19 protein-coding genes are annotated in these 21,447 nt (G+C 39.3%); 13 read left to right on the top strand and 6 right to left on the bottom strand.

The window, feature by feature from the left end; translation table 11 throughout:
- The first annotated feature begins 448 nt into the window (after positions 1-448).
- From PR808_RS18715 to PR808_RS18680, 8 genes are all read left to right on the top strand, one after another.
- Positions 449-1,093, top strand: coding sequence for a YchE family NAAT transporter (locus PR808_RS18715; protein WP_206086132.1), 645 nt, complete (start codon positions 449-451; stop codon positions 1,091-1,093).
- 500 nt (positions 1,094-1,593) lie between these two features.
- Positions 1,594-3,201 carry an ABC transporter substrate-binding protein gene (locus PR808_RS18710; RefSeq protein WP_371007206.1) on the top strand — a complete coding sequence of 536 codons (1,608 nt, stop codon included), beginning with the start codon at positions 1,594-1,596 and terminating at the stop codon, positions 3,199-3,201.
- A gap of 90 nt (positions 3,202-3,291) precedes the next feature.
- Positions 3,292-4,932 carry an oligopeptide ABC transporter substrate-binding protein OppA gene (oppA, locus tag PR808_RS18705; RefSeq protein WP_206086130.1) on the top strand — a complete coding sequence of 547 codons (1,641 nt, stop codon included), beginning with the start codon at positions 3,292-3,294 and terminating at the stop codon, positions 4,930-4,932.
- A gap of 67 nt (positions 4,933-4,999) precedes the next feature.
- Positions 5,000-5,920: an oligopeptide ABC transporter permease OppB gene (gene oppB, locus PR808_RS18700; RefSeq protein WP_206086129.1), complete on the top strand. Its 921-nt coding sequence runs from the start codon at positions 5,000-5,002 to the stop codon at positions 5,918-5,920.
- A 13-nt stretch (positions 5,921-5,933) separates the two neighbouring features.
- Positions 5,934-6,842 (top strand): oligopeptide ABC transporter permease OppC, encoded by a 909-nt coding sequence (oppC, locus tag PR808_RS18695; RefSeq protein ID WP_206086128.1) that lies wholly within the window; start codon positions 5,934-5,936, stop codon positions 6,840-6,842.
- A gap of 11 nt (positions 6,843-6,853) precedes the next feature.
- A complete protein-coding gene (locus tag PR808_RS18690) occupies positions 6,854-7,843 on the top strand; it encodes an ABC transporter ATP-binding protein (RefSeq protein WP_206086127.1) in 990 nt (329 codons plus the stop codon).
- Positions 7,840-8,841 carry a murein tripeptide/oligopeptide ABC transporter ATP binding protein OppF gene (oppF, locus tag PR808_RS18685; RefSeq protein WP_272539870.1) on the top strand — a complete coding sequence of 334 codons (1,002 nt, stop codon included), beginning with the start codon at positions 7,840-7,842 and terminating at the stop codon, positions 8,839-8,841. Before PR808_RS18690 ends, oppF begins: the two co-directional genes overlap by 4 nt.
- Positions 8,842-9,016: 175 nt before the next feature.
- Positions 9,017-10,408 carry an SMI1/KNR4 family protein gene (locus tag PR808_RS18680; protein WP_272539869.1) on the top strand — a complete coding sequence of 464 codons (1,392 nt, stop codon included), beginning with the start codon at positions 9,017-9,019 and terminating at the stop codon, positions 10,406-10,408.
- Positions 10,409-10,443: 35 nt separating this feature from the next.
- Here PR808_RS18680 and PR808_RS18675 read toward each other — a convergent pair whose 3' ends face one another.
- A complete protein-coding gene (locus PR808_RS18675) occupies positions 10,444-10,776 on the bottom strand; it encodes an HI1450 family dsDNA-mimic protein (RefSeq protein WP_206086124.1) in 333 nt (110 codons plus the stop codon).
- A gap of 22 nt (positions 10,777-10,798) precedes the next feature.
- The gene (gene cls, locus PR808_RS18670) at positions 10,799-12,259 is read right to left on the bottom strand and encodes a cardiolipin synthase (RefSeq protein ID WP_206086123.1); all 1,461 of its coding nucleotides are present in this window, start codon (positions 12,257-12,259) and stop codon (positions 10,799-10,801) included.
- A gap of 285 nt (positions 12,260-12,544) precedes the next feature.
- Between cls and PR808_RS18665 the strand changes: the two genes are divergently transcribed.
- Together PR808_RS18665 and PR808_RS18660 are read left to right on the top strand one after the other, a co-directional pair.
- On the top strand, positions 12,545-12,718 hold the full coding sequence (locus PR808_RS18665) for a YciY family protein (protein WP_206086122.1): 174 nt from the start codon (positions 12,545-12,547) through the stop codon (positions 12,716-12,718).
- A gap of 126 nt (positions 12,719-12,844) precedes the next feature.
- Positions 12,845-13,564: a TonB family protein gene (locus PR808_RS18660; RefSeq protein ID WP_206086121.1), complete on the top strand. Its 720-nt coding sequence runs from the start codon at positions 12,845-12,847 to the stop codon at positions 13,562-13,564.
- Between the two features lie 66 nt (positions 13,565-13,630).
- On the opposite strand, the gene yciA is transcribed toward PR808_RS18660, so the two are convergent.
- Positions 13,631-14,059 carry an acyl-CoA thioester hydrolase YciA gene (gene yciA / locus PR808_RS18655; RefSeq protein WP_206086120.1) on the bottom strand — a complete coding sequence of 143 codons (429 nt, stop codon included), beginning with the start codon at positions 14,057-14,059 and terminating at the stop codon, positions 13,631-13,633.
- A gap of 290 nt (positions 14,060-14,349) precedes the next feature.
- Between yciA and PR808_RS18650 the strand changes: the two genes are divergently transcribed.
- Positions 14,350-14,547, top strand: a complete 198-nt coding sequence (locus PR808_RS18650) for a YqaE/Pmp3 family membrane protein (protein WP_206086119.1) — start codon at positions 14,350-14,352, stop codon at positions 14,545-14,547.
- Positions 14,548-14,615: 68 nt separating this feature from the next.
- On the opposite strand, the gene PR808_RS18645 is transcribed toward PR808_RS18650, so the two are convergent.
- Entirely contained in the window at positions 14,616-15,173 is a 558-nt protein-coding gene (locus tag PR808_RS18645; RefSeq protein WP_206086118.1) for a septation protein A, read from the bottom strand.
- 225 nt (positions 15,174-15,398) lie between these two features.
- Here PR808_RS18645 and PR808_RS18640 point away from each other — a divergent pair, with 225 nt between their 5' ends.
- Positions 15,399-17,198, top strand: coding sequence for a SulP family inorganic anion transporter (locus tag PR808_RS18640; protein WP_272539868.1), 1,800 nt, complete (start codon positions 15,399-15,401; stop codon positions 17,196-17,198).
- Between the two features lie 63 nt (positions 17,199-17,261).
- On the opposite strand, the gene PR808_RS18635 is transcribed toward PR808_RS18640, so the two are convergent.
- The gene (locus PR808_RS18635; RefSeq protein WP_206086116.1) at positions 17,262-18,017 is read right to left on the bottom strand and encodes a YciC family protein; all 756 of its coding nucleotides are present in this window, start codon (positions 18,015-18,017) and stop codon (positions 17,262-17,264) included.
- Between the two features lie 417 nt (positions 18,018-18,434).
- On the opposite strand from PR808_RS18635, the gene ompW reads away from it, so the two are divergent.
- The gene (ompW, locus tag PR808_RS18630) at positions 18,435-19,073 is read left to right on the top strand and encodes an outer membrane protein OmpW (protein WP_272539867.1); all 639 of its coding nucleotides are present in this window, start codon (positions 18,435-18,437) and stop codon (positions 19,071-19,073) included.
- A 345-nt stretch (positions 19,074-19,418) separates the two neighbouring features.
- On the opposite strand, the gene PR808_RS18625 is transcribed toward ompW, so the two are convergent.
- Entirely contained in the window at positions 19,419-21,098 is a 1,680-nt protein-coding gene (locus PR808_RS18625) for a ShlB/FhaC/HecB family hemolysin secretion/activation protein (RefSeq protein WP_272539866.1), read from the bottom strand.
- Positions 21,099-21,447 lie beyond the last annotated feature (349 nt).

Raw genomic sequence — 21,447 nt, 5'->3', positions numbered from 1 at the left:
ATTATAAAGAGGTTTAAAAAAGACCACTTAAAAAAGAAAGTATAGATAATATCTATAATAACGTAGCTCATCATCGCCTATTGGCTTAAAAACCTTGTTAAAACGTGAATTATTGATGATTGGTTCATCATTAACTCTGTCTATCAGTTAAGGATAGATTAACAAAACAGGAATTAAATAAAGTGATCTAAATCACGAAAATGGCAAGCTGACACCTTTCAGCATGGCTATTTTTGTACTATTTGAAATAGTGTTGTTGGTGTATTAATTAACTTTCACATAAGTAAGCTAAATGCGTCGAGATTGATAATAAAGCTAACAAAAAATGGGGTAAAAAGAGACATTCACAGAAATTAGTGCTTTTCTCAAGGAAATTTACTGCATCAGTGATAAAATTATTTAAGACATCAATAAACCTCTAACAAGAGTTATTTAAGGAAATGAATGAGTGAGTGCAGCATTACTTGACTTATCGGGCTACATTAAATTTTTTATCGGTTTATTTGCATTGGTAAACCCTGTGGGTATTTTGCCTGTGTTTATCAGTATGACTAATTATCAAAGTAATGCAGGGAGAAATAAAACCAATACCATTGCGAATACTTCCGTTGCTATTATTTTATGTACGTCATTATTAATTGGCGATTCAATCTTACAATTATTTGGGATTTCTATTGATTCATTCCGTATTGCAGGGGGGATATTGATTGTCACCATCGCAATGTCGATGATCAGCGGGAAAATTGGTGAAGACAAACAGAATAAACAAGAAAAAACAGAAACAGCGGTTCGCGACAGCATTGGTGTTGTGCCTCTGGCATTACCGTTAATGGCTGGCCCTGGAGCAATAAGTTCTTGTATTGTTTGGTCTTCAAGGTGGCATGGCTGGCAAAATTTCTTGGGTTTAGCCCTAACCAGTATTTTCTTTGCCTTTTGTTGTTGGTTATTATTTCGCTCCGCTTCGTTATTAGTACGCTATTTAGGGCAGACAGGGATCAACGTTGTTACGCGTATTATGGGATTATTATTGATGTCGTTGGGCATCGAATTTATCGTCACAGGGGTTAAAGCACTTTTCCCAGGTTTACTCTAAAACACCTCTTTCCAATGCTGCTGTTATGCATTTTGCTGACAGCAGCATTGAGAAAAACTATCGCCTTTCAAAAACAGTATTGTGGTATCCAATAGCAGGATATGTCGTTATCTAATCTCTTTCACAACAAACAATCAGCAATAATAAAAGTCACATCTGTAATTAAATATCGCATTTTTTGCTAAAATAGGGATAAAAAGTAAGGAATTGTGAGCTACGTAAATTTATTCACTATTTTAATTGGTGTTTGTTAATGATATGTTTGGAAGTGTGAAGGGGGGACATGATATGCGATATGATGGGGTTTATGTTATAGCATTGATTTTAATGTGTTTAATGGTGTATTGATGAGTTTTTTTTAGAAATAGCATGAAATTTTTAACTAACAAATGTTAATTAATTGTTTTAATTATTCATATTCAAAGGGTGCATTTGGCCATGTTCGGCTAGATAAAAGGTTTCGTTAATTACTGCGAAGGTTGCTAATCATGAGGGATAAAATGATAAGAACGGCAATGGGTTTGGGAGCACTGTCATTATTTATTACGACATCATCAATGAGTGCCAATATTGTTAAACCTGTACAGTCAATTGTGATTAACAATGGTTCAGAAGTGGCTTCCCTTGACCCGCACAAAGTGGAGGGAGTGCCTGAAAGTAATGTTATTTTAAATTTGTTAGAAGGCCTGGTTTATACTGATGTCGATGGCAAAGTGACACCAGGTGTGGCAAAAAACTGGGTAAATGATAATTACATTACTTGGATTTTTACGCTCAGAGATGACGCAAAGTGGAGTGATGGAACCCCTGTCACCGCGGAAGATTTTGTCTATAGCTGGCAACGTCTCGCGGATCCAGCAACGGGCTCACCTTATTCAAGTTACCTACAAAACGCTTATATTTTAAATGCAGATGCTATTTTGGCAGGGAAAAAGCCTGTCAATGAACTTGGCGTAAAAGCCTTAGATCCTCATCACTTACAAGTCACGTTAAGCCATCCTGTCCCCTATTTTGTTGATATGCTATCCCATACAGCGATGAAGCCTGTTAATAAACAGACAATTGAAAAACACGGTGATAAATGGACTCAACCACAAAATTTTGTGGGTAATGGGGCATATTTGCTGGATAAATGGGTGGTTAACGAGCGCATTGTTGTAAAACGTAATCCGTTATATTGGAATAATGTGCAGAGCCAGATAGACCAAGCGACGTTCCTCGCAATTTCTTCTGAAGTTAGTGATATCAACCGCTATCGCAGTGGGGAAACCGATATCAGCAATTCCGCTATTCCGCCCGCGCTTTATCAAAAGATGAAGCAAGAAAAGCCCAATGAGTTATATGTAAGGCCTTATTTGTGTACTTTTTATTATGAAATTAATAATAAACGCCCACCATTTAATGACCCTAGAGTGAGGGAGGCTATTAAATTAGGGTTAGATAGAGAAACCATTACGAATAAAATCATCAACCAAGGCCAAACCGTGGCTTATGGGTTCACACCAACATTTATTAATAATGGCAATTTTGAGCCACCGCAGTGGGCCAGTTTACCCGCTGAGCAGCGTTATCAACGGGCAAGAGAACTATTGGCAGAAGCGGGTTACACCAAAGAGAATCCCCTGAAATTTTCGTTGTTATACAACACGTCAGACCAAAATAAACAGCAAGCGATTGTTGCCGCTTCTATGTGGCAAAAAAATATTGGTGCGAAAGTTACGCTACAAAATCAGGAATGGAAAACTTCACTGCAAAGCCGTCATGAAGGGCAATACGACGTTGCAAGGGCGACTTGGTGTGCTGATTACAATGAACCAACTGCATTTTTAAATATGATGTTAACGGACAACAGCAATAACACTGGTTTCTATTCAAACGCCACGTTTGACGCATTACTTGCCCAAGCGTTAACTGCACAAGATGAACAAGCGCGCCATCAGATTTATCAACAAGCTGAAGCCTTGTTAGACAAGGACTCTGCGTTAGTTCCTGTCTATTATCGCGTCAGCGCACGTATGGTAAAACCCACCGTTGGTGGATTTAAAGGTAAAGACCCCCTTGATTATACGGATATTAAACGGTTATATATAAGTGAACCTAATAAATAATATCCAAATAATTATAAAAAGTGTTTATCTCTAAGATAAACCTGCATCAACACACAATCATAATAAATATGTATGGGAGTAACCGATAAGATGAGTAAATTAATCAATAAATCGATTATTGCACTTAGCGTTACCGCTGGGTTAGCGATGGGGTCAATAGCAACCAGTTTTGCTGCGACGGTTCCAGCTGGTGTTGAACTTGCTGAAAAGCAAGTGATGGTCAGAAATAACGGTTCAGAGCCACAGTCTTTAGATCCACATAAAATTGAAGGGGTACCAGAGTCAGCTTTAGCAAGGGATCTATTTGAAGGGATTACTATTGTTGGGCCAGATGGGGAAATTTTACCTGGCTCAGCAACCAGCTGGGAAAACAAAGATTTTACCGAGTGGACGTTTAAAATTCGTGATGGGGCAAAATGGTCAAATGGTGACCCTGTCACGGCAGAGGATTTCGTTTATAGTTGGCAACGTTTAGCAGACCCTGATACCGCCTCTCCATATGCAAGCTACCTACAATACGCGCATATCAAAAATGTTGACGATATTATTGCGGGTAAGAAAAAACCGCAAGAACTTGGCGTCAAAGCGCTTGATGACAAAACATTAGTGATTTCGCTCAGTGAAGCCGTTCCTTATATTCCTAAATTATTAGCTCACTCATCCATGTCTCCAGTAAACAAAAAAGTGATTGAAAAGAATGGAGCTAAATGGACACAACCCCAAAATTTTGTCGGTAACGGAGCCTATAAACTGAAAGATTGGACTGTTAACGAGCGTATTGTATTAGAGCGCAGCCCAACATATTGGGATAACGCAAACACGATTATTGACCAAGTCACTTTCCTGCCAATTTCCTCTGAAGTGACTGATGTAAACCGCTACCGTAGTGGTGAAATTGATATGACGTACAGTAACTTACCTATTGAGCAATTTAAAAGCTTACAACAAAACATGCCCAATGAGTTACGTGTAAATCCTTATCTGTGTATTTACTACTATGAAATTAATAACGAAAAACCACCATTTAACGACCCGCGTGTTCGTGAAGCATTAAAACTGTCGATGGACAGAGACACTATCACCTATAAAGTGAAAGCGCAGGGAGATATCCCCGCTTATGGTTTTACTCCACCCTTTACCAGCGGCATGAAAACTGAGAAACCAGATTGGTACGCCAATATGACTCAGGAACAGCGTAATGAAAAAGCGAAACAATTGCTGGAAGAGGCGGGTTATAACAAAGCAAACCCATTAAAATTCAACTTACTATATAATACGTCAGATTTGCATAAACGTATTGCGATTGCTGCCTCTTCTATGTGGAAGAAAAATATCGGCGCAGACGTTAAACTCGAAAACCAAGAGTGGAAAACCTTCTTGGATAGCCGACATCAAGGTAATTATGATGTTGCCCGCGCAGGATGGTGCGCGGACTATAACGAACCATCTTCGTTCCTGAATATGCTGCTTTCCTACAGTAGTAACAACACGGTTCACTATAAAAATACGGACTTTGATGCTGTGATGAAGAAAACATTACAGGTAAAAACAGACGAAGAACGAGCGGCCTTATATCAACAAGCTGAAAAGTTACTCGATAAAGATTCAGGCATTGTTCCGCTTTACTACTACGTTAACACCCGTTTAGTGAAACCTTACGTTGGTGGTTATAGTGGTAAAGACCCATTAGATAACTTACATACTAAAGATTTATACATTATCAAACACTAATAACAATGCTCTGGCTCCGAGAGGGGCCAGATATTAGCCTAATGGGCAATAGAAGCAGGAACGAGCAATGCTGAAATTTATTTTGCGTCGGGTGCTTGAGGCGATCCCGACTCTTTTAATTCTCATTACCATCTCATTTTTTATGATGCGCTTAGCGCCGGGTAGTCCGTTTACAGGCGAGCGTAAGCTACCACCTGAGGTGATGGCAAATATTGAAGCCAAATACCATTTAAATGATCCGATGTATAAGCAGTACTTCAACTACCTTATTCAACTCTCACAAGGCGATTTTGGGCCTTCATTTAAATATAAAGACTATAGTGTCAATGACTTAGTAGCGAAAGCTTTCCCTGTTTCTGCGAAACTGGGGGCTACTGCCTTTGTGGTTGCTGTTTTATTTGGTGTCACGGCAGGGGTCATTGCTGCCCTTAATCAAAATACTAAATGGGACTTTACAGTCATGGGGTTTGCCATGACGGGGGTTGTCATCCCCAGCTTTGTTGTGGCACCTCTTTTGGTGCTGATATTTGCCATTCACTTGAAATGGCTCCCCGGCGGTGGCTGGGACGGCGGTAATTTGAAACATATGATTTTGCCGATGGTGGCACTGTCATTAGCCTATATTGCCAGTATTTCCCGTATCACTCGTGGCTCGATGATAGAAATTATGCATTCAAATTTTATCCGTACTGCACGCGCTAAAGGCTTACCACTGAGAACTATCATTTTACGCCATGCCTTAAAACCTGCGTTGCTCCCAGTGCTTTCTTATATGGGCCCTGCATTTGTGGGAATCATTACGGGTTCAATGGTGATTGAAACTATTTTTGGCTTACCTGGCATTGGTCAATTATTCGTTAATGGCGCACTTAACCGCGATTATTCCTTGGTGTTGAGCTTAACCATTTTGGTTGGGGTATTAACGATAACCTTTAATGCTATTGTCGATGTGTTGTATGCCGTCATTGACCCGAAAATTCGCTACTAATTGGAGAAACGCTATGATTTCGAATCAAAAAAATAGTGAAGCTCTGGCGAATTTTTCAGAGCAATTGGATATTGAAGGGCGAAGTTTGTGGCAAGATGCACGTCGTCGTTTCATGCATAACCGTGCGGCAATTTTCAGTTTATGTGTGTTGTTTTTAATCACATTATTTGTCATTTTTGCGCCGATGCTATCACCATTCCTATACGATGATACCGATTGGGAGATGATGTCCATGCCGCCAGATATGGCGACAGGCCATTATTTTGGTACGGATGCGTCGGGGCGTGACTTGCTAGTGCGTGTCGCAATTGGTGGGCGTATCTCGCTGATGGTCGGCGTTGCTGCTGCGCTGGTGGCAGTAGTGGTTGGGACGTTATATGGCTCACTGGCAGGCTATGTCGGTGGTAAAGTTGACTCAATCATGATGCGTTTATTGGAAATTCTGAATTCATTTCCATTTATGTTCTTCGTTATTTTATTAGTGACCTTATTTGGTACCAATATCTTATTGATTTTCGTCGCAATTGGGATGGTCTCTTGGTTAGATATGGCACGTATTGTACGTGGTCAAACACTGGGGTTAAAACGTAAAGAGTTTATTGAAGCGGCATTAGTTTGCGGTGTCAGCACGCGCCATATTATTTTACGCCATATTGTGCCAAATGTGCTGGGTGTGGTGGTAGTCTATGCATCCTTGTTAGTACCGAGCATGATCTTGTTTGAATCATTCCTCAGCTTCCTAGGTTTGGGCACACAAGAGCCACTCAGCAGTTGGGGGGCTTTGCTCAGTGATGGGGCAAATTCGATGGAAGTGACACCATGGTTATTATTGATCCCTGCAGGTTTTCTGGTTATCACGTTGTTTTGTTTTAATTTTATCGGCGATGGCTTACGTGATGCCCTCGATCCGAAAGACCGTTAGAGGGAAATGTTATGTCAATAAATTCAACCAAAAGCCCTCTGTTATCAGTTAAAGATTTGAGTGTGACTTTTTCTACGCAAGATGGCGATGTCACTGCGGTTAATAAGCTTAATTTTGATTTACGCGCAGGGGAAACCTTGGGTATTGTTGGGGAGTCAGGGTCAGGGAAATCGCAAACGGCATTTGCTTTGATGGGACTACTGGCAAAAAATGGCCGAATCAATGGTTCGGCGATGTTTAATGGTCGTGAAATTCTGAATTTAAAAGAAAAAGAATTAAATCGGATGCGGGCTGAAGAAATCTCCATGATCTTCCAAGACCCAATGACGTCATTAAATCCCTACTTAAAAATTGGCACGCAGCTATCTGAGGTACTGATGCTCCATAAGGGGATGGGCAAAAGTGACGCTTTCGAGGCATCAGTGAAAATGCTGGATGCGGTTAAAATGCCTGAAGCGCGTAAGCGTATGAACATGTATCCCCATGAATTCTCAGGCGGAATGCGCCAGAGGGTGATGATTGCGATGGCACTATTGTGCCAACCAAAATTACTGATTGCAGATGAGCCAACAACGGCGTTAGATGTGACGGTACAAGCGCAAATCATGACGTTGCTGAATGAATTGAAAGATGAGTTTGATACAGCAATTATTTTGATCACCCATGACTTGGGGGTTGTGGCTGGCGTTTGCGACAAAGTGTTGGTCATGTATGCGGGGCGCACTATGGAGTATGGCACTGCCAAAGATATTTTTTATCAGCCATCTCACCCTTATTCTTTGGGGTTATTAGCGGCAGTTCCGCGACTCGATGGGGATGATGAAAGTCTCGCAACAATACCAGGTAACCCACCAAATCTATTAAGATTACCAAAAGGTTGTCCGTTCTCACCACGTTGCCAATATGCAACACAGCAATGTGTAGAAAGTGAACCTGCTTTATCATCCTTTGCGCAAACCCGCCTGCGTGCCTGCTTCAAGCCTATGGAGGAATTAGTATGACGACTCATGAAAATAGGCCTGTGTTACTGGAAGTTAATGATCTAAAAGTGCACTTTTCCATTAGGGATAAAAAGCAGTGGTTTTGGCAACCCGACAAAAGTTTAAAAGCGGTGGATGGCGTCACACTGCGCTTACACGAAGGGGAAACTCTGGGGGTGGTTGGTGAGTCTGGTTGTGGTAAATCCACCTTTGCTCGTGCGCTAATTGGCTTAGTCAAAGCGACAGATGGCACCGTTAGCTGGCTAGGTCAAAATTTATTAGGTAAAAGTGATAAAGAGTGGCGCAGTGTGCGTAGCGATATTCAAATGATTTTCCAAGACCCATTGGCCTCATTAAACCCGCGAATGACCATTGGTGATATTATTGCTGAACCACTAAAAACCTATCACCCGAAAATGCCACAATCGCAAATCACCGAAAAAGTAAAAGCGATGATGATGCGAGTGGGGTTATTACCGAACTTGATTAACCGCTATCCCCATGAGTTTTCTGGGGGGCAGTGCCAGCGAATTGGTATTGCTAGGGCGTTGATATTAGAACCAAAATTGGTTATTTGTGATGAACCAGTTTCTGCGCTGGACGTATCCATTCAGGCGCAAGTGGTGAATTTACTGCAAGAACTACAGCGTGAAATGAAATTATCGCTGATATTTATTGCTCATGATTTAGCCGTGGTTAAGCACATTTCTGACCGTGTACTGGTGATGTATTTGGGACATGCCGTGGAATTAGGTACCTATGATGAGGTCTATAATAACCCCTTACACCCGTATACTCGAGCGTTGATGTCAGCGGTTCCTGTGCCAGACCCTGACAAGGAAAAAAATAAAAGCATTGAATTACTCGAGGGGGAGCTGCCATCACCGATTAACCCTCCTTCAGGTTGTGTTTTCAGAACACGTTGTCCATTGGCAGATGAAGGGTGTGCGAAAACGCGTCCGTTGTTAGAAGGTAGTTTTAGACATGCAGTATCTTGTTTGAAAATAGACCCTCTTTAATCATTTTTGCCAACAATTAACCTTAAAAGCAGAGTCAATTGGCTCTGCTTTTTTGTTATTAATCTTAAAAACCACTTTTTTAGCTGTGTTCAGATAATGACTGATAAATAATGGAAGCAAAACATGTTAATAAACTAATTATTCATTGAGGCAATAAAATAAAGGTTCAACATAAATGACGAATGATTTTTTACAGGATGAAGAGACGGTTTCGGTTTTACGCCAATGGCAGCAGATTAATGAACAGTATCCAAACGACGCATTAGCACGAATTCGTGAGAAAATCCCTTTAGTTAAACAAGTAGATAGCGAGTTAAACTTATTTGGTGCAGATAGCCATGAATATGAGTTAAACCCCGTTATTGCCTTAGCAGATATTGAAAAATGGCAAAAGCGAACGGGGGCGACATTACCGCAAGATTTTGTACAGTTTTTAACGCAAATTGGTAATGGTGGACTAGGGCCTTATTATGGAATTGTCCGTTTTGAAGATAGCGAAAGCCGCTTTGATCAAACCGCAGCATTACCCTCTATTTTAAGTCCTACGATGAGCCAAGAGGAATGGCAGAAACTGACTTTCCTTGATGATGATTGCAGTGATGAAGAATTCGATGAGCGAGAAAACTATATTCACCAAGGTGTTTTTTACCTTGGAACGTGCGGGTGTGAATATGATTTATTATTAGTGATTACAGGGGAATATGCAGGGCGAATTATTTATACAAACCATTGGTGTGGTTCTAATCAGCCTTTCTTCTTTTCTTACGAACTGAGTTTTTCACAATGGTATGAACGTTGGTTAGATGAAGTTATTCAAGGCTATGAAACTAGTTGGTTTGGTCACAGAATTGGCGGTGATGAGCAAACGTTATTTGATTTATACATCCAAATGGATAGTTCGGAATTAAGATGTCAGGTATTGTCAGGGTTGACTAAACTTAAGCTTTTATCTGATAAAGGTTTGGCGTTATTGACCGAAATTATTAAAGAAAACCAAGGGGAAGAGTCAAAACTGGCTTTGAGAGTTTTAGCGCAATATGCACCAAATATTGCTTCCTCATACCTTATGTCTGCGTTAAAAAGCACCGACCGTGCATGGCAAAATTTAGCGATTAGTACTATCTTTTTTAATCAAAAAGAGAACTTAGCCGATTATAAAGATAATATTTTGGAGCTAATCAAAAGTGTGGAAGATGCCGATTTTATTCGTTTTGCAGGGTACATACTTAAAGACTTAGCTGCCACGCAAGCTGAAGATTTTGCTCATTTATTTAAACATTCGAACCTAAACCTTGCGAGAACTGCTCTTTATGCAGCGAGTTCTGATACGAATGTTAAGGAAAAATCTGCACTTTTTTATCCAAGCATTACGTCAGATGATGGTGACATGGCTTGTCTGGCCATTCGAACGCTAGTTGAACTTAATACTGTAATACCTGATGTTATTCCTCTATTAGAATGTGCATGGAAAAAATTCCCAAAAGAGAAAAATGAATATGTCAGGACCAATATTCAGAATTATTTGCGAAAATTTTCAGTGACAGGCGACTTTCCTAAAGAAGATTAAGATGTGAAAAAGAGGGGGCTAATGCCCCTCAATTGTTATTTTTTCCAGAGAATAGAGTGGAAAGGCTCTGTAGGATGGCGGCTAATTAAGACGCGAGCAAAGATATCGTCGAGTTCGTCATCAGGGTTTTTCGCTAGCCCAATAATCACTTCACTGAACTGTGATAAATTTGCCTCACTCGGCAGAATACCTTGCCAATTATCAGTTAAATCAATGATTTCAGCTGCACCAGATTCTTCAAACTGTAAGGCAAAAATAAGCTGGTCAGCAGGTTCTAGATTATCCATTGCGCCTTCGAGAAAAAGGTCATAAGCCATTTCAATGATATCGTCTTCATCGATTAAATGTATATTGTGTTTCTCAGTCATGACCTTTCCTAATTCATTTACGCTATAACAGTGGGCTAAAGAAATAACAAACACGCTCAACCACGCGGTTCCAGAAGGGGCGTTGTTCCCATTCTTCAATTTCTAAGCGTGTTGATCGAGCCATGTAATCATACTGAACTAACGTCAGATCGCTACCAAAACTTTTATCATCAATAACGACGGTGATTTCAAAGTTAAGCCATAAGCTACGCATATCGAGATTAACGGAACCAACTAAACTGAGTTCGCCATCCACAAGGACACTTTTAGTATGCAATAAGCCATCTTCGAATTGATAAATTTTTACGCCAGCCTCAAGTAATTCGCTATAAAATGAACGGCTTGCCCATCGAACGAGGAAAGAGTCATTTTGTCTTGGCATGATAATGCTCACATCGACACCGCGCATGGCCGCGGTACAGATAGCATGCAGAAGGTCATCACTAGGGACAAAATAGGGCGTTGTCATGATTAACTGTTTGCGAGCAGAAAACATGGCGGTCATCAGCGATTGTTGAATCAGTTCATCAGGGAAACCAGGCCCTGAAGCGATGGTTTGAGTGGTGTGACCATTGGCTTGCTCAAACGGCATAATATTGCTGTCTGGTGGTGGTGGCAAAATACGTTGGCCTGTTTCCATTTCCCAGTCAAATGCATACACAATCCCTAAAGTGGTGCTCACAGGGCCTTCCATACGCACTAAAATATCAATCCATTCACCAACACCTGAGTCTTGTTTAAAATAGCGAGGGTCAACCATATTCATACTTCCAGTGTATGAAATATAGTTATCGATAATGATAATTTTACGGTGTTGGCGTAAATCCATGCGACGTAAGAAGAAACGCATTAAATTCACTTTTAGCGATTCGACAAATTCAATGCCTGCTGCGCGCATTTTTGCAGGATAATCACTGCGGAAAAAGTGCCAACTCCCTGCGGAGTCAACCATGATGCGGCATTTTACACCACGTTTAGCGGCATTTAGCAGAGCCTCCGTTACGCCATCAACCAATCCACCAGGTTGCCAAATGTAGAACACCATCTCGATAGAATGCTGTGCATTATTAATGTCATTAACAATGGCTTTTAATGAATCTTCGCAAGTGGTTAATAGTTGGATACGGTTTCCTTTAACGCCAGCGATGCCCTGACGTTTTTCGATCAATTGAAAAAGCGGTTCTGCTACCGAACTGTTTTCATTTGCAAAAATATGTTTTGAATGGCGTAAGTTTTCGAGCCATGTGGCGACAGAAGGCCACATATGGTGGGCTTTATCAACACGGCGTTTCCCTAAATGAAGCTCACCAAAGGCGACATAGGCAATTATCCCAACTAAAGGAAGGATATAAATAATTAACAACCATGTCATTGCAGAGGTCACAGGCCTCCTTTTAACTAAAATGCGGACAGTAATTGCTGCAATAAGTAGCCAGTAAAGGAAAAATAGAAGCCAACTCATAAGGGTATAAACAGTTGCCATAATGGATTAAATGCCTCTCGCTAATAGGGAAATACCATCGAAAAAAGAAGTTTTACCTGAAAAAACAGTGAGCAATATATTAACTTAATAGAATTTAGCAAAATTTTGCAGTAAAAGCTTTGTGTAATAGATAATTCATGAGGAAATAATAATTTCAAATTGAAATAATAAACATTGAAATTAAATAATTATTATGAGATAGACCATAAAAGATCTTCTTGGCTCTTTTTTTCAAAGGAATATAATATTTTCTCACCGTATTTTTTCATAAAAAAGGGCAGAAAAATGAGACGCAGTAGGCATGAGGTCGGTCGTTGGAGAATGTTAAGACAAGTGCAACGTCGCCGTCGACGCTGGCTAGAAGGGCATTCAAGACGCAATATGCACATTTATGCCATGCGCAAAATCGATATTTATCGCCGTCGACACTCACTACTTTTTACTCAATGGGTTGAGTAGGGTTATTAGGGCGCACATTCACATTTTTCACTTTGTATGACAAACCTTATTGAATATGATTGCTATTTGCATTTAAACTAGTGACTATATTCTTTTAGGTCGACAGGTGTAGGGTAGAAATTGCATATGCGTTGGATCCGTTGGAGTTTAATTATCGTCATTTCGTTATCTATTCATGCAGGTCTTGCGATGGCATGGATTTTTAATCAACCTAATTTGGCTAGAGATCCTGAGCCAATGACGATTGCGATGGTTGCTTTTGCTGCCCCTGAACCTGCTTCAGAGCCTGTTCCTGAGGTTGAAACACCTGTCGAACCAGAGCCAGAACCGATTATCGAACCTGAACCCGAACCTGTGGTTGAGCCTGCGATTGTTTTGCCGAAGAAAAAACCTGAAGTGAAGAAGAAGCCAAAACCAAAGCAGGAAGAAAAGAAAAAAATTAAAGAAGATGTTAAGCCAGTTGAAAAACAACTTGCGATGAATAACATCAAATCAGATGCAACAGCACCGAAAACAAACAATAATCCAGTAACGACCGCAAAAAATACTGGGGCGAGTAATAGCCAGTCTACCGCGAAAAGTGGTCCAAGGGCTCTACATAAACAAGCTCCTGTTTATCCAGAACGTGCACGCCGTTTAGGGAAAGAGGGGTATGTTAAGGTGCGTTATGATATTGACGATGGCGGCCGTGTGACGAATATCGAGTTTGTTGAGGTTTCACCGAAAGGTTTGTTTGAGCGAGATGTTAAACGAGCAATGAACCGCTGGACATTCGAGAAACAACCCGCAAAAGGTTATGTCACCGAAATTTACTTCAAACTGGATGGTACGGTTAGCCAAGTGTAACTTGCTGATTAAGCTATTAAAAAGCACCAAAACGGTGCTTTTTTAATTTAAGCGTGAATTAAACGATTATTCAGTGATTTGCTCAGAGCTGGCTAATTGGAAATGCTGTTTTTCTGTTGGTAACTCTCGTGGCGTATTATCATCATTCACGGCTACATAGGTAAATACCGCGTCGGTGGCACGGTAACGTTGGCCTACAGGCTCCGTTGCAACTTTTTTCACCCACACTTCAATATTAATGGTAATTGAGCTTTTACCTGTTTTTAAGCAGCGCGCGTAGCAACAGACCACATCACCGACTGCGACAGGTTTTTGAAATTTTATGCCATTCACTGCGACGGTAACAACACGGCCGAGCGCGATTTCTTTTGCAAGGATAGCACCGCCAATGTCCATTTGTGACATTAACCAGCCACCGAAAATATCACCATTGGCGTTTGTATCCGCAGGCATGGCGAGGGTTCGTAAAACCAATTCACCGTTTGGTAATTGCATATTTAACTCTTATTAAAAAGGGAATAAAAACGACTAGTTAGCATTTATAGCAAATTACTGATACTCAAGTAAACTCTAACTACAGACTTATTGTCCAAGTATCGCCAATAAAACGTGTTTAGCCAATAAAATCCAATAAATAGCGCAGAACATCGGCGTATTGTGTTTAAATTCGGCTGAAAGTTAGAGTTATGCAAAGAAAACGCTAGAAGTGTTTTTTGTATTTAGTCAATTGGCTAGATTGCCTATACTTAAACCATAAACCGTTGATAAGTATTTGGGGAGAAAGTATGAGACTCATTTTGGCGATATTATTACCGTGGTTGCAATTTTTTACTATTGGTCGTCCATTTGCAGGAATAATTTGTCTGATTTTACAGCTGACTTTAATTGGTTGGTTGCCAGCGGCTATCTGGTCTGTATATGCGTTATCACAATACAATACTGACAAAAAGATTGAAAAAGCGTTTGGTCAAAACCGACATTAGCTTAAAAACAAAAAAACCTGCTCAATCAGATAAAGCAGGTTTTTTTGTTTAGATATTCAGAAACATGACTACTCTTCGTGTTTTTCAACCGCTTCTTTGGTCATGTTTTTAAAAATATATACTACGCTTAACACAGTAAAAATCAGTGTTCCTGCCGTCAGACCGAATACTTTGAAATTGACCCAAATATCTTGTGCCATCCAAAATGCGACATAAATATTTAAAACTGCACAAAAAACAAAGAAGATAGCCCATGCACTATTAAGCTTATTCCAGTAACTATCCGCTAACTTAATTTCTTGGTTACTTCCTAGCATACGTTGAATTAATGGTTTTTCAGTAAACCATTGGCTGAATAATAACGCGATAGCGAATGCACCATAAATGATGGTGACTTTCCATTTAATGAATGCATCACTGTGGAAAATTAGTGTTAATGCCGCAAAACCCATCACAATAGCACAGGTGATCTTGGCTACTTTTTCAACTTTCTTATAAATAAGATAAGTGGCTAACAATGCCAGTGGTGTAGTGACCATTAAGGCACCACTTGCGTAAAAAATGTCGTATCGCTTATACACGATGAAAAAGATAATCAGAGGGATAAAATCAATAAGTTGTTTCATAACAGTGAATACAGCGCCTCAACGTCAAGATAATAGAGTAGTTTAACCGATATTGGCATTAATTGTTAAAAGTTTGCACCTTTTTACCAATAAACATGCCTTGTTACCAATCATATTTGCACAATTTTACTATTATTTGACTTACTTCTAGATAAACTTTATCAGTTCGGCTATAAATAAGGTTTTAGATAATTTAACTTACTAATTTATAGGTGTTTTTCCTCAATGATAAAGGCGAAGCTATTTGTCTGGATGCCAGGTTTAGAAACGCTGTTTAACTACCAGCTTTCAAACTTAGGTTCTGATGTGAAAGCTGGATTGTCCGTTGCGGCGGTGGCATTACCTGTTGCGATTGCTTATGCCGAATTAATGGGGGTGAACGCTATTGTTGGATTGTATGCCTGTATCCTTCCTATGTTTTTTTATGCACTGTTTGGGACATCAAAGCAACTGATTATTGGCCCTGATGCGGCGACTTGCGCGGTTATTGCTGCTGCCGTTGCTCCACTTGCAATGGGGGATGAAAATGTTCGCTGGCAGTTAATCATTGTAATGAGCCTCATGACGGGTATTTGGTGTTTGATTGCAGCAAGATTCCGTTTAGGAACTTTTGCTGATTTTCTATCCCGCCCGATATTACAAGGCTTGTTAAATGGGGTGGCATTAACCATCGTTGTTAGCCAAATGGGTAAAATTTTTGGTATTACCACATTACCTGCAGGATTTATCGAGCGCCTTATTGCGTTTCCTCAATCAATAGCACAAACGCATATACCAACCTTATTGGTTGCGGCGGCAACATTAGCAGTCACATTAATTATTAAACGTGTGCGTAGTAAGTGGCCATCATTATTGATTGCCATGGTTCTCGCGACGGTTGCTAGTATCGTATTTAATCTTGAACAGTATGGTATTAGTATTGTCGGGGATTTAGGAGACGGGTTGCCTTCTATTCCAATGCCCGAGTTCCCACCGGGACTGCTACGCGACTTAGTTATTCCTTCAATGAACTTGGCAGTGATCAGCTTTGTCAGTTTTATGATGACTGCGCGTAGTTTCGCTAGTAAAAATGGCTATGCTATTGATGCGGATCAGGAACTACGTGCATTAGGGATAGCCAACATCGCCTCTGCGTTTTCCCAAGGTTTTGCTGTGAGTGCGGCAAGCAGCCGTACTGCAGTTAACGATATGATGGGGGGGAAAACTCAGCTCGTTTCTATTGTTGCGGCACTAACGATTTTAGCCGTATTGTTATTTTCTATGGACTTATTGGAATATATTCCGATGCCAGCCTTGGGAATGGTACTGGTCGTTTCGACGTTCTCGTTAATTAGCTTTCGTAGTATTTTATCCATGCGTAAGCGTAATAGAGAAGCCTTCTTCTTATGTGTCTTTACGTTAGTTGCTGTGTTGCTAGTTGGGCTAATCAGTGGTGTGGGTTTGGCCGTATTATTGGGTTTATTGCAGTTTATCCGAGTGATATTTAGGCCAACCGATCAGCAACTTGGTGTGGATGAGCAAGGCATGTTGCATTCAATGACATCAGATAATGATATTCAACCTATTGAAGGTGTATTAATTTATCGTTTTAACTCTCCGTTGACTTACTTCAACGTGAATTACTTTAAAGAGCGGTTGAATAAGCACTTAGATAACCAATTAAAGAGACCTGCATGGGTGATCGTCGACGCCGCGGTAAGTTTTACCCATAATGATGTGAGTGTATTTTCAACTCTTAATGATATCGTCACATCTTTGAAAGCGAAAGGTGTTACGTTGGTGTTGGCAGGGCGCCGTACATCAATTAAGCGTTGGCTAGAACAAAACAAAATTACGCGTTCAGATGATGATTTATTAGTTGTGCCCGATATTTATTTTGCAATTCGCTTGATTCAAAGTAAGCAACAAATTCAAATTAAATGTGTTGAAGAGAGAAAAGCGCAAGAAGAGATGAACGCGTTAGAACAACAAAGGGATTATGAAGATATTGATGAATCACTTAATTTGAAACCAGAAAAGAATTAAGATTTTTCTCAATTGATTGCATTAGAAAAAAGGAGCCACTTGGCTCCCTTTTTTAAATCGAAATTAAGCGTTTTTATTGACTAACATGTATAAACGGTAGAAATAAATTAAGGCGAAAGCAGCAACGATATTATTCAGCAGGAATGATATACCGTTAATGACAATGTGGTTCATCTGTAAGCTGCTTAATAATACACTCACCAACATTTGTGCAGCCATCCAAATTAAAATCATTGGCAGGGCAACACGCCAGTTTGCATACGCCATTTTCCAGCTTTTACCCATCGCACTAAACGGGTTTGTTTTTTCATTAATTAAGATAGCTGGTGCGAGAGAAAAACCAATCGCTAGAACAATCCCTGGGAGCACCATAATGGTGATGCCAAGTTGAATGAGAAGTGAGCAAACAACGAGTAACAAAAACATAGAAGGGGCTTTGCCTAATGAAGCGCTAAGTGCCTGCGTCGCATTCATGGCTTCACCGCGGGACATCCCTGCAATATAGGATAAAGTGCCACAGATAAGCACTAAGCTGCCTAGCGTTACAGAAAGAATTAGCCCAAAGGAAACACGTAGAATGCTGCTTTTGTCTTGCTCTGAAAGGCCTAATATCCAATCTTGTAAACCTGCATTCCCTGACTCAATCATTTGGTTTTGTGCTTGAGCAAGCACACCAATCATTTGTTCATTCGGGATCATCATTGCGTAAATCACGAGGCTCACCGCCGTTGCCAACACAACAATGGTGAAAAGGCCACTCAGTTGATTTTTGAAAAAATTAACGCTGTCACTGATGAGTGAGTTGGCCGAAATGGACATTTAACTGCTCCTATCTACAAACGGGATCAAAATTTTAAGGCAATTGTAACTGAGTATCAGACATAGAGGTAGAGAAAGATAAGAAATTTCGGGAAGTTAACGTAAGTATGTAAAGGGAATGATTCTCAATATTTAACCAAATTAATTGAGAGGGTTAATTAGAATTACTTAAATTGCATTTTAAATATATGTTTTATGTATGGGGTAAATATATAAATTTAAGGATCAAGTTTTTATTTTATTAGTTATTTTCCAAAAATTGATTTAAATCAAAATTAAAAAAATAATAGATGGAATAATAAAACTATATTTATTGGATTACCTATAAATTGGTAAAAGATGTGATCTTGATTTGAACATCAATTTATATAATGCGGTATATTTTACTAAAATAAAAACACAGGAATGGGATTGATAATGAAAAAACTCACTGCGCTTGTATTAGCGGCTGCAACTTTAGCTCCAGCTGCTTCTATTGCTCATGAAGCTGGCGATTTTATTTTCCGTACGGGGACTGCTACAGTTCGCCCAAATGCGGGATCTGAAAATGTATTAGGTTTAGGTTCATTTGATGTTAATAATAATACGCAATTAGGTTTAACCTTTGGGTATATGATTACTGATAATATCGGTGTGGAATTATTAGCGGCGACGCCATTTGAACATAAGGTAGGCGTTGGCCCATTAGGTAATATTGCAACCGTTAAACATTTACCACCGACATTAATGGCACAATATTATTTTGGTAGCAAACAAGATAAATTGCGCCCTTATTTAGGCGCCGGTGTTAACTATACCTTCTTCTTTGATGAAAAGTTTAACTCAACAGGTAAAGCTAATGGCTTGTCTGACTTAGATTTATCAAGTTCTTGGGGCTTTGCGGCACAAGCGGGTATGGACTATATGCTGACTGATAACTGGATGTTAAACGCATCAGTTTGGTGGATGAATATAGAGACTGATGTGAAATTTAAGCATGAAACATTAGGCCAGCAAAAAATTGATACTCGTTTAGACCCATTTGTATTTATGTTTGGAGCAGGTTACCGCTTCTAATAAATTTGATAGGATGCAATACAGGTTAATACCTGAATTCTGATGGAATAGAGTGCAGTAGGAAATCCGAGAGTATTTATATTCTCGGATTTTTCATTATATAAAGACAGTAAGATCAATTAAACATTTTTATAACAATAAAGCGCATATTGCATTACAATTACTTGGTTTTTAAATATTAAAAATATAGAGTTACCACTTTTTTTGTCTATTTTATTATCTTGATTGTTAAAGAACGAAATAAATGATAGCGCCATTAGGTGAGGGGAAATATTTACAGGGACATAAAAGCTAAATACCTCATTGTGATATTTAGCTTTTAGTCAGCTGATCTAAGCTGTCACATTACCAAAACCATTGAACATTTAATCCTGCGTTGACGCTATTGGTTTCGTACTCATCGGGTTTATAAAGTGGAGCGCCTAGAAATAAATCATAACTGAAGATATTGACGCTTCCACGCATACCAATTGCCGTTCCTAAAAGTTGGTCATCGGAATAAAGGCCAAGAGGATATACACCACCAAATACGCGGCCATAATCAATCGCATAATAAGGATAGAATGAAAAGCCAGGAATATAAAAGTTAAACTCATTCCTCAAATAAAAGCCTTTATCGCCAATAAGCGAAAACTCTTCATCAAAACCACGTACTGTCCATCGATTACCGAGTGAAAATTGATCTTGAATTGTTAATCTGTCCTTGCTGTACTGAACAAAAAGCTGAGGATTGTAACTCATGACAAAATTATCAAAAGAGATAGGGATCATGCCAGACACATCCAGTGTAAAAACTCGGGCCATATGGCTTGCATCGCCGTATTTCATGTCCCAGCTCTGTTCCGCACCTAACCAAGGAACGTTACGCTGATAATTGATTGAGGCATCCAGTGTTGAATTATCGATATTTTGTCGGTGATTGACTCCCACTTTAAAGGTGGTTAAATTCCTCTCCTGAGACAATAGTTTGACATCTTCAAGCTTATACTCTGATTTACGCTTTATTAACTGAATAGACGCGGTATCTTTGAATGTTTGTCCACGTAAAAAAACATTACTAGCAGTCGCATTGTAATATTTGCTGTCGCCATAATATTTATAACTGACAATATCTTTAATCGTTTGTTTATAATCACTTTTGCTAGCATAGATAGAAAAAAGCCAATAATTGTAGGGTACAGCATAGTAAATTGCGGCATTACTTGTACTGTATCGTTCTTGGTTTTTTAGGTTCTTACCTGCTGAAATATACACTGTGTCATTCAAACTGGTTAAGTTATTACCATAAATGGTTACACCAACTTGGTCTTTACCCGTTTGGCGGCTGCCTGAGTTATTGTAATATCCCCCGACATTAACATGGGGGGATTTTTCTCGTTGAATAGTGATATCTGATGTAGAGAAATCTTTCCCTGGGGATAATTCGATATTGGCTTTGGCTCCAGGAATGCGTTCCAAGTTTTCTAAGCCTTGTTCTATATCGCGAATATTCAGAATATCGCCTTCTTTTGCGGGCATGATTGCACCGAGCGTAATATAGGTATCGCTATCTTCAGATAATTTTACATTAGCGACTTTGCCGGGTATTATCTCTAGCGTCAAAATGCCTTCGCTAATATTTTGCTCAGGGATATTGACTCGAGTGGTGACATAACCTGATTTAATAATATTATCTTGTAAGCCTTTTGCTAATGTTTCAACCCCTTTAATTCCAATGCAGACTCCTACAACTTGGTTAGCATAAGTTTCAAGAGGGCGCATTGACGGTAATTTAGGTTCAGACACCAAAATTACTTTTTTCATATCAAAACATTGTTCTTCTTTATCAAAGATTAGAATATTGTTAGCGCGTTCTTGTTTTTTCCCTAAAACATCTTTAGCTTCTAATTGTATTTGTTGCTGGCGAGATTTATCTTGACTTATTTGATTATTGATTTGTTGATCAACGGTCGAAGAGGGAGTCCCTGATACATAAAATGGGAAAGCGAATAGGGTACTGGATAAAAAAATAAAACGAAAATTCATGGCCACCACTTTTATTCTTAAATGATCATTAAAAAATATTGGAAATATAATTAAGAATATTTTTATGATGAAGGTTTATTCTTTATTATATAAGATTGTTCTTATTGGTAATTAATTTTTTTTGAGTTTTTTTTCATGTATATCCCTATGGGCTTTCACCGAGAAAAATAGTCTTAAGTAAGTTTATAAACTTTTAGATTATGCGTTAAAATAGGATTTAATAAAAATTAATTATATTAATTAAGTTATGAAATAAGTGAAAAGCTATTAGTTCGGTGTATATTATGATAATGATATAAAATATTGGTTTTATATTTTTTTTATTAAATATTAATTAGATACAATAAAT

This window comes from Providencia sp. PROV197, from assembly GCF_028479625.1.
Lineage (GTDB): Bacteria > Pseudomonadota > Gammaproteobacteria > Enterobacterales > Enterobacteriaceae > Providencia > Providencia vermicola.
This window is presented reverse-complemented; position numbering and strand designations above follow the sequence as displayed.